The sequence below is a fragment of the Tenuifilum sp. genome (genome assembly GCF_037481895.1).
Taxonomy (GTDB): domain Bacteria; phylum Bacteroidota; class Bacteroidia; order Bacteroidales; family Tenuifilaceae; genus Tenuifilum; species Tenuifilum osseticum.
Genome location: NZ_JBBFKU010000004.1, coordinates 99,127 through 109,470 on the forward strand (window position 1 = coordinate 99,127; position 10,344 = coordinate 109,470).

Sequence of the window (10,344 nt, forward strand, 5' to 3'; positions counted from 1 at the left end):
TTTTAACAAAAAAACTATTCTAATGCCTTTACTCCACCCACCGTTTCACATCGTCCATGGTGGGGTTAGTGAGTCCTAACTTATTCTTTTTGTTGTAGCCGCATAGGTCGTTGAAAAGCTTACCTACTGCCACACCGTTCAGCGATGCTACGGTGTTAAAGCCCATTTTCTGCAATACTGGTACCCACTCTGCTGGAATACCTTTTTGGGAGTATGCCTCGACCGAATCCTTTTGGGGTTTCTTTTCGGGGCGCATTTGGGGGAAGAATAGCACGTCCTGAATGGATGGCTGGTTGGTCATGAACATGGTTAGACGGTCGATTCCAATACCCATTCCTGAGCAGGTTGGCATGCCGTACTCTAAAGCGCGTACAAAGTCCATGTCAATGAACATGGCCTCGTCATCGCCTTTCTCGCTTAGGCGGAGCTGCTCCTGGAATCGCTCTAGCTGGTCGATGGGGTCGTTCAGCTCGCTGTAGGCGTTGCAAAGCTCTTTACCGGCTACAATTAGCTCAAAGCGCTCGGTTAGTTCAGGATTACTCCGGTGACGCTTGCAAAGCGGCGACATCTCAATGGGATAGTCCATGATAAAGGTTGGCTGTATGAGATGGTGTTCGCACTTCTCCCCAAATATTGCATCAATCAGTTTACCCTTACCCATGGTGTCGTCAACCTCAATCTCCAGCTGCTTGCAAATAGTCCTAAGTTCTTCCTCGGACTTACCGGTAATGTCCACCCCGGCGTATTGCTTAATGGCATCGGTCATGGTCATGCGGCGGAATGGGCGTTTAAAGTCAATCTCGTGTTCGCCAAAGGTTACCTTGGTCGTGCCATGAATGGCAACGGCTACAAGCTCAAGCATCTCCTCGGTGAATTCCATCATCCAAAAGTAGTCCTTGTAGGCCACGTAAATTTCCATAACGGTAAACTCAGGGTTATGGGTCCTGTCCATTCCCTCGTTTCGGAAATCTTTTGCAAACTCATATACTCCATTAAAGCCGCCTACAATCAATCTTTTAAGATAAAGTTCATTGGCTATGCGGAGGTATAAGGGGATATCAAGTGCATTGTGATGCGTAACAAACGGACGGGCTGCTGCACCACCCGGTATGGGTTGAAGAATGGGTGTTTCTACCTCAAGGTATCCCTTGGAATTAAAAAACTCGCGCATGGTGTTTATTATGGTAGCCCGCTTGCGGAAAACATCGCGCACACCCGGATTGACAATTAGGTCGACGTAGCGTTGGCGGTACCGGAGTTCGGGGTCGGTAACGGCGTCAAACACCTTGCCGTCCTTTTCTTTAACTATTGGGAGCGGCCGTATTGATTTGGCGAGCAGTGTAAGCTCCAGGGCATGTACCGATTCCTCACCCATGTTGGTTCGGAATACAAATCCCTTAACGCCTACAATATCACCTATATCGAGTAGCTTTTTGAAAACAGTGTTGTACATTGTTTTATCCTCGCCGGGGCAAATATCGTCGCGTTTCACGTAAACCTGTATTTTACCCCTCTCGTCCTGTAATTCAAAAAAGGATGCGCTTCCCATGATACGGCGAGCCATAATTCTACCCGCAATATAAACCTCTGCCCGGTTTTGGCTCATGTTCTCAAAATCCGATAGGATATCGGCAGTGGAATGGGTTACGGGATACATGGCGGCAGGGTAGGGTTCAATCCCTAGACTTCGTAATTCATCAAGCGCTTGTCGGCGAAATATTTCCTGTTCGCTAAGTTCTTCGTATAAAGCCATTGTTTTATCTGATTTTTTGCAACTTGCAAAAATACAAGAATTTTGCTAATCGACACTTTAACTCTTTGAATTATCAAAAACATGTTTTCAGGTAAATTAACAAAACTATTCTCCTTTATTTAGTTTTTTGTTTTACTTTTGCCATCAGAAAACTAAAATAGTTTAAATAGTTTTATGGCGGTTAAGGAGCAGATAGTAGAAGGGGCACTGGAACTATTCAAGCGAATGGGAATTCGTGGGGTTACCATGGACATGCTGGCAGAGCACCTAGGAATTTCCAAGCGAACCATCTATGAAAATTTCCAGAACAAGGATGAAATAGTTGAGGCCTGTGTTTTACTCGAGAATGAAAGTATGCAGGCCATGGTCCAAAGCATTTTGAACAAAAGTGAGCATTACATTGAGACCTATATCATGTTCATGTGGTCGCATATCAATAAGTTACGCAATGTTAGCCCACTTTTCATGTACGATTTAAAAAAAAATTACCCCAAAACCATTTGTAAGCAAGCAGGAGAGTTTGACCATTACTTGAAGGAGAGAATGGTTGAGTTTATTGAAAAGGGTAAGGCCGATAATCTTTTTAGAGCTGAAGTAAATCCACAAATCGTGGCCAGCGTGGTTTTTGAATTTACAAAACTCCTTCGTAGCGGATTTGAACCGGGCTCCAACTCCTTAAACGATTTTCCTTTGGCCGAAGTTTTTGAACACATGGCCGTAAATTTTATTCGCGGGCTTGCCACTTCAAAAGGAATTGAACTGGTTGATTATTACTACGAAAAACACAAACAAATTCGATAATAAACTTTAAACATTAACAGTATGCGTAAGCTAATAACAATTTTTTCTTTTGCAGGCTTTGTCCTTTCAACAAGCCTAGCCCTTGGGCAGCAAAAGCCCGACACATTGCATTTAACTGTTAAGCAGGCGGTTGACCTTGCTATTCAGCAAAACCTAATGCATAAGGTAACTGAACTTGAACTGCAAAAGAAACAGGAAAAGGTAAAAGAGTATATGGCTGCTCTTTATCCAAACATTAAGGCATCGGCTAGTTACACGCGAAATCTCAAACTCCCTGTAATATTTATGCCTGAAGGTTCGCCCTTTGGGTCCACCTTAACCATTGGCTCCGATAATAGTTATTCTGCTTCAATTAGCGCATCGATGCCATTGTTTGTTTACAATGTATTTGAGTCGATTCGGTTAGGACAAAAGGATGTTGAAATAAGTCAGGAAAAGTTGCGCGAGAGCAAAATTAACCTGGCCGCTAACATCAAAACAACGTATTACAATGTTCTGTTGCTTCGCCGAACACGCGATGTGATTAACCAAAGTTACCAGAATGCCGTTGCAAACTTTAATAATATCCAAAAGCTTAATGCCAATGGCATGGTTTCCGACTACGACTTTATCCGCATTAAGGTTCAGGTTGATAATATTTATCCCAATCTGGTTCAAACCGAGAATGCCTACACCAACTTACTTAATATATTCAAGGTGTTACTCAATATCGACATAAATACCCCAGTTGAACTCGACGAAAAGGAACTTACCAACTACAATTTCAGTGAGATGGCACTTGCCGATTCCAGCTGGTTGAGCAGTAACTCAACCCTAAGGCAACTTACCCTTACCCGACAAATGCTATCCATTCAGGAGAAAATGGTAAAGGGTGCAAATTACCCAAGCCTGGTGGCAATTGGTAATTACCAGTATCAAACCCAGGCAAACGATTACAAATTCAGCAACTACAATTGGGTGCCAACATCGATGGTTGGTTTGCAACTCAATGTGCCAATTTTTAGTGGTTTTTCGGTTCGTAAACAGCTCAGTCAAGTACGCATAAGCCAGCATCAAGTTGATATGCAAGCGCAGTTTACGCAAAACAACCTGACGGTTCAGGTTCAAAATGCTGTGAATGCTGTGAATGCTGCAGTAAAAAAGGTGAACTCGGCAAAAGGTAATGTTGACCTGGCGGAAAAAGGATATACTATTGCTCAAACCCGCTACAATACCGGACAAGCAACGCTTTTGGAGTTGAACGATGCCGAAAATGCAATGCTTCAGGCCAAGTTAAATCTTATTCAGGCACAGCTGGAGTATCTCACTGCTAAAACCGATTACGAAAAAATTTTAGGTGAGCCATTTGAAAAGTAAAACAAAACATTTAAACATATATTACCATGAGAACACTTATCAACATTAAAACAATTGCATTTGCCTCTGTGGTGATCTTCCTTGCCTCGTGTCAGGGTAATAAGGCAGAAGATGCTCAACCCGTTGCCTTAGTAGAGGCTAAAGTGGTAACCCAGCTCATTCAGCCCGTTAGTATCGAACGTCAGCTTAGGTATCCTGCAACCATTCAGGCCTACAAGGAGAACCATTTGGCACCAGCCACTGCCGGTAGGCTAGAGAAAGTTATGGTTGATGTTGGCGACAGGGTAAAGGCAGGGCAACTTGTTGCCATGCTCGATCGCACCAATTACATGCAAGCCAAAATACAGTTCGATAAGGTTAAGATTGACCTTCAGCGTGTCGATTCCCTGCTTAAAGTTGGTGCAATTCCGCAACAGCAGTACGATGCTGTTAAGATGCAGTACGATATTGCAAAAACCAACCTTGAGTTTTTGGACGAAAACACCTCGTTAAAATCGCCAATTGATGGGATTATAACCGGTAAATACATAAACGATGGAGAGATGTTTGTCATGTCGCCTGCACCCGGCGTTGGTAAACCAGCGGTGGTTTCAATCATGCAGCTCGATAAGCTAAAGCTTTTGGTTGGTGTGTCATCAACCTATTTAAATAGCATTAAGCCTGGCATGAAGGTTACTGTTAAAACCGAGGTTTACCCCGATAAGGAATTTACAGGCAACATTGAAAAGATTTACCCTACTATTGACAACATGACCAAAACCTTTACGGTTGAGGTAGTGGTTGCAAATCCAGATATGAAGCTAAGGCCCGGTATGTTTGCAACCGCAATTATCAATGTAGGCAAAGGCGAGGCCTTGCTGGTTCCTGCCTTTGCTATATTAAAACAATCGGGGACAAACGAGAGGTACGTGTTTGTTTACCAGAATGGCAGAGCCGTTCGTCGTCCTGTGGAGCAGGGCGATGTTTTTGACGATAATGTAGAAATAGTGAAAGGGCTATCCGCCGGTGAAGAAATTATTATTGAAGGACATACCATTGTTGCCGACGGCCAAGCAGTGGTTAAAAAGTAACCGTTAAAACAGTAAACCATGAGCCTTTACAGTTCAGCCGTAAAAAAACCGATTACTACCTTGATGGTTTTCATTGGGGTGATCGTTATGGGCTTCTACTCGCTATTATATATACCGGTAGATCTGATGCCCGACATGGATATTCCTAGCATAAGCGTTATCACCTTTTATCCCGGTGCTAGTGCCGAGGATATTGAAGTGAACGTAACTAAACCGCTCGAGAATCAACTTAATGCTCTTCAAAACCTTAAAAAGGTAACATCGTCGAGCAAGGATAATATCTCGTTTATAATCTGTGAATTTGAGTATGGTATTAACCTTGATGAGGCAAGTAATAACATTCGAGATGCGATAGGCCTTGTTGAAAAGACTTTACCCGATGGATGCGAAAAACCATCCATTTTCAAATTCAGCTCATCCATGATACCCGTTCTTATTTATGGCATTCAGGCCGATAAGAGTTATGCCGCACTCGAAAAAATTATAGATGAGCGAATTGTCGAAAAGCTAAGCCGTATCGATGGGGTGGGTACCGTTAATATTATTGGTAAACCCACTCGTATTATCGATGTTAAGGTTGATCCGCGTAAGCTCGACTCATATAACCTTACTCTTGAACAGGTTGGTGCAGCAATTGGCGCCGAGAACATTTCGTTACCTGCTGGGCGTATTGAGGTAGGCAGGATGGAGTTTCCGGTTCGTACAAATGGGGAGTTTAGCAGCAGCGATGTTGTTAAGAACCTGGTTGTGGCCAACAATGGCGGTAAATTAGTTTACCTAAGGGATATTGCCACTGTTAAGGATACCCTTAAGCACGTTTTGGTTGACGAGCGAATTAATGGCAGTATGGGCGTTAGGCTTATGGTTCAAAAGCAAAGCGGTGCCAATACTGTTAAAATAGCAAGAGAGGTTCGAAATAAGTTTGATGAAATTAAAAAAGAACTTCCGTCGGATGTGCAGGTGGTAAAGATCCTCGATTCCTCTGAATTCATTCAGAGTTCTATCAATAACCTTTCCGAGACACTTATTTACGCCTTTGTTTTTGTTGTTTTGGTAGTAATTTTATTCCTTGGGCGTTGGCGTTCTACCATTATTATCTTGTTGACAATACCTGTATCGCTTATTGGAGCATTCATTTACCTCTTTATTTCAGGGAACTCAATCAATATTGTATCGCTATCGGCATTGGCTATTGCCATTGGTATGGTTGTTGACGACGCTATTGTTGTGTTAGAGAATATTACCACCCATATTGAGCGAGGGAGTAGCCCCATGGAAGCAGCCGTATTTGCAACCCGTGAGGTGGGTTTAGCAGTAATTGCCACAACCCTTGTTATCGTTGCCGTATTCTTCCCATTAACTCTTGTGGGTGGACTTACAGGTGTTTTCTTCCGTCAGCTGGGGTGGATCGTTAGCATTACCATTACGCTTTCCACATTGGCAGCTCTTACATTAACGCCCATGCTTTCATCGCGAATTCTCAAGGGGAGGACTTACTACAAGCATCATCGCAATAGGTTTTTGGAGGCAGTTAACCGTTTCTGGAGCTTTTTCGATGATATTTACGTGAAAGCGTTAGCTTGGGTGCTTAAACACAAAACGGTTACTCTAATTGTAGCTGGTTTCATTTTTTTAGGAAGCATTGGTTTGTTTAGCGTAATTGGTAAGGAGTTTACCCCTGCTCAAGATAATGGTCGAATAAATGTAAATATGGAAATTCCCCAAGGTTTACGAATTGATGAGGCCAAGGCGCTTGCGCGCGATTTTGAGCAAAAGGTTCGTCAAAAGTATCCTGAAATAGTTCTTGTTTCCACAAGCATTGGTACCGATGAGGGTGGCTCACTGATGAGCGCTTTCCAAAAGGCTGCTTCGTATATTGTTAACTACAGCCTTATGCTCACCAGTGTCGAAAATCGTTCAAGAAGTATTTTTGAAATAGCTGATAGCATTCGCAACGATATTAAGGATTATTCCCAAATATCATCGTCGTATGTTGACCCGGGTGGGACACGAAACGCTATGTCAGCAGCGTTTAGTGGAGGCGGTGGTAACAATATGGAAGTTAAAGTCCTGGGCTACGATATTAACCAAACCAATTACATTGCTGAACAAATAGCCAATACCCTTAAATCCGAAAAGGGATTCCGCGATGTTTCAATTAGTCGCGATAAGGAGCGAATGGAGCTACAAATTTTCCCCGACCGTGATAAATTGGCTCAACTTGGACTTAATACTTCCATGTTGGCATCGGCTGTTCGTAACCGTGTGTATGGGCTTACGGCTACCAAGTATAGAGAAGAGGGTACCGAGTATGATGTAATCCTCAAGTACAACGATGCCAACCTCACATCGGTAACTGATATCGAGAATATCACTTTCAAAGGACCTATGGGGAATATGGTTCGGGTTGGCGACGTGGCTAAAATTAAACAGGTTTATACTACTCCCAACATCGAGCATGAGAATAAAATTCGTGTTGTAAAGGTGGTAAGTGCGCTCTCAGGAACCGACCTTGGATCAGCAACAAATATTATCAATGCCAAGTTGGCCACCATGAATATTCCAAACAATGTAATAGTTGAGATTGGCGGTGCAGCCAAGGATATGGCCGATACATTCAAGGACCTTATGCTACTATTTGTTCTAATTTTGATACTTACTTACATTGTTATGGCATCGCAGTTTGAGTCGCTTCGTGAACCTTTCATAATCATGTTCTCTGTTCCCTTTGCTTTAACTGGTGTGTTCATTGCGCTTTGGGTAACCGGATCAACCATTAATCTGATTTCTGGAATAGCCATTGTGATGCTTGTTGGCATCGCCGTTAAGAACTCCATCGTGCTAGTCGATTTTATCAACCTTTTGGTTGATAGGGGTAAATCGGTTACCCAGTCAATTCTGGAGGGGGGTAAATCGCGTTTACGTCCTATTCTTATGACATCGTTTACTACCCTTTTAGGCATGCTGCCCATGGCACTCTCTACTGGTGAAGGCTCAGAAATATGGCGTCCTCTTGGTATATCTATTGTTGGTGGTCTTTTCTTCTCCATGATGATTTCGCTAATAATTGTACCAATTATTTACGCCCTTTTTGCCAATGCACGTATAAAACGTGAAAGGAAAAAACTTCAGGCAGCGGCTGGAGAAATATCTTTTGAAGACTAACTAAATAATTGATTGAAATGAAAGCAGTATTCATAGCATACAATCAGGCTTTAACCCAAAAGGTTGATAATGCATTAAAGGTTGCTGGAGTTAAAGGGTACAGCAAATGGGCCGATATGCTTGGCGCTGGTAGCGATAAGGGTGAACCCCATTTGGGAACCCATACTTGGCCATCGATGAACTCAGGAATCCTTACCATTGTTGATGACGACAAGGTTGATAAACTTCTTGTACATATCAACCAAATTAACAAGGTTGCAGAGGAACAAGGTATTCATGCCTTTGTATGGAATATTGAGAAGATGGTTTAATTCCTCATTCCTGACAAAATAATCAAGAGCCAAACCTTTAAGGGTTTGGCTCTTGGCTTCCATAGGGTATAGAACCAATTAGCCCAAAGCGTCAATTGATTTTTTAAATTGATGGATTTCTTCTAAAAATGTTTCCGCATCCCCATTTATATTGGCTCCGTTGAATTTGTTAATTCATGGTACTCCGGGTTAACTGTTCAATGTTTAATGTTCAAAGTTTAATGTTCAATGTTCAAAGTTTAATGTTCAAAGTTTAATGTTCAATGTTCAAAGTTTAATGTTTAATGTTTACTCCCAAAAGTTGCATTTGCAATGAAAATCTAAGAATGAAAACGTGCGATAACCAAAAAGGCTGCACCTTGGGCAGCCTTTTTATTATATCCTTTTGTGAGCCAATTATTTTACAATAAACCTCACAGCTTCCATGCGTGTGTTGCCAAGCGCATCGGTGGCCCAAATTATTAGCTCATTAATTCCAGCTTTGAGGTTTGTAATGGGTGTGGAGTAGTCCTGACTTTTATTGCCGTTTATGGAATACTTAATTGTATTTGAGGCAGTCAGGTTATCCGATTCGCCAACGTAAATCCTAACATTTGCAGGATAAACCGGAAGGTCATGATTTTCAATTTGTTCAAAGCCAATAGGTTTAACGCTGAAATGCCAGAATATTTCGGGGGCTTGGGTATCAACCTTGAAGGTGAAGCCCGAAACGTTCACGTTTTCCACATTGTCGTAACCGGTAAACTCAAGTTTATAGAATCCATCGTCGGTTAAAACAAATGGGTCAAAGTACTGGCTGTTTTGCGCTTGATTGATTGAGTATTCAATGCGGTTTACGCCAGCCTCCTTGTCGGTGGCAAGTAGTTCAATTTTGGTTGCTGGCCCAATCCAAAGTGTATCGCGGATAATGACTTTTGGACCAATAAAGCGGTGTCCAAGTTCAGGCCCAGAGATATCGATGGTGGGCATGGTAAAGCTCTGAGCTTTAGCTTCGGAGTTGCTGCGGTTATTAACCCTATCGATGGCGTATGTTTTTAGTTTTACCGTACCTAGAATATCGGCCAGTAGTACTGGTTTTTCGTAAAGTTGAAATTCCTTGTTGTTCAATGAGTAGAAAATTTCTTTCACGCCTGCCTTATTGTCAACTGCCATAACCTTTAAGCGGCTCCTTCCCGATGAGAATTCACGGGTACCTATCATGTACGAGTTTCCTTCAATTTCCTCAACCACAACTGGTGGTGTTTTATCAACAAAAAATCTGTAACTCCTATGCTCTTCAATATTTCCTGCTCTATCGGTTGAGTACCAGGTTAGAGTATGATATCCCTCATTTAACGTATTGGTTTGTATGGGTAGTTTGTAATCAGTCCATTTGCCCGATGAGTCAATCATAACTTTTGTTGATTCTACACCAAATCTGTCGCTTGCTGTTAGGGTAAGTGCTGCTCTTGCTGAGAAAACATCTTCGTACTTATCGCCTTTAAACGAGATTTCGGTTTGGGGTGGGGTGGCATCAACAATAATTTTTCGGGATACTACCGGCTCACTGTTACCGAGTTTATCGGTTGAGTATACCTTAATTTCATATTCGCCATCATCGGTAAGGTTAATGGGGGTGTTGTACGGAGCAAAGCTGCTACCATTAATTGAGTAGAATATTTTATCAACACCAGCCTCCTCATCAGTAGCGTTTAGCTCAATTATTGACCCACCCCGGATAATAATGGCATCTTTTTGCTCCAGTACATTTAGACTTTTGGGGTTTATGGATGTTTGGGGTGGAATACCATCGGCGTAAAGTTCAAATCGGATTTTCCGTCCTTTGTAGAGGTCCAGGTGCGACATTAGCTGTGGGCCCGAACCATTCCATGTTAATGATTTTGAGTTA

Annotated in this window: 7 protein-coding genes; 5 read left to right on the forward strand and 2 right to left on the reverse strand. The window is 42.4% G+C overall.

Translation table 11 applies throughout. The features are described from left to right. Window positions 1-28: 28 nt before the first annotated feature. A complete protein-coding gene (gene lysS / locus WHS63_RS02300; protein ID WP_445203709.1) occupies window positions 29-1,753 on the reverse strand; it encodes a lysine--tRNA ligase in 1,725 nt (574 codons plus the stop codon). Between the two features lie 174 nt (window positions 1,754-1,927). Here lysS and WHS63_RS02305 point away from each other — a divergent pair, with 174 nt between their 5' ends. From WHS63_RS02305 to WHS63_RS02325, 5 genes are read left to right on the forward strand one after another with little or no spacing between them, the layout of a single operon-like run. Next, entirely contained in the window at window positions 1,928-2,554 is a 627-nt protein-coding gene (locus tag WHS63_RS02305; protein ID WP_369490371.1) for a TetR/AcrR family transcriptional regulator, read from the forward strand. Window positions 2,555-2,575: 21 nt separating this feature from the next. Continuing rightward, window positions 2,576-3,910 carry a TolC family protein gene (locus WHS63_RS02310; RefSeq protein WP_445203710.1) on the forward strand — a complete coding sequence of 445 codons (1,335 nt, stop codon included), beginning with the start codon at window positions 2,576-2,578 and terminating at the stop codon, window positions 3,908-3,910. 26 nt (window positions 3,911-3,936) lie between these two features. Continuing rightward, entirely contained in the window at window positions 3,937-4,980 is a 1,044-nt protein-coding gene (locus WHS63_RS02315; protein WP_369490369.1) for an efflux RND transporter periplasmic adaptor subunit, read from the forward strand. A gap of 18 nt (window positions 4,981-4,998) precedes the next feature. Continuing rightward, window positions 4,999-8,145 carry an efflux RND transporter permease subunit gene (locus WHS63_RS02320; protein WP_445203711.1) on the forward strand — a complete coding sequence of 1,049 codons (3,147 nt, stop codon included), beginning with the start codon at window positions 4,999-5,001 and terminating at the stop codon, window positions 8,143-8,145. Between the two features lie 17 nt (window positions 8,146-8,162). Then, window positions 8,163-8,456, forward strand: coding sequence for a PG0541 family transporter-associated protein (locus WHS63_RS02325; RefSeq protein ID WP_369490367.1), 294 nt, complete (start codon window positions 8,163-8,165; stop codon window positions 8,454-8,456). A gap of 396 nt (window positions 8,457-8,852) precedes the next feature. Here the strand turns inward: WHS63_RS02325 and WHS63_RS02330 are convergent. Further along, window positions 8,853-10,344: OmpL47-type beta-barrel domain-containing protein (locus WHS63_RS02330; protein WP_445203712.1), on the reverse strand; the 1,492-nt coding region annotated here is incomplete at its 5' end.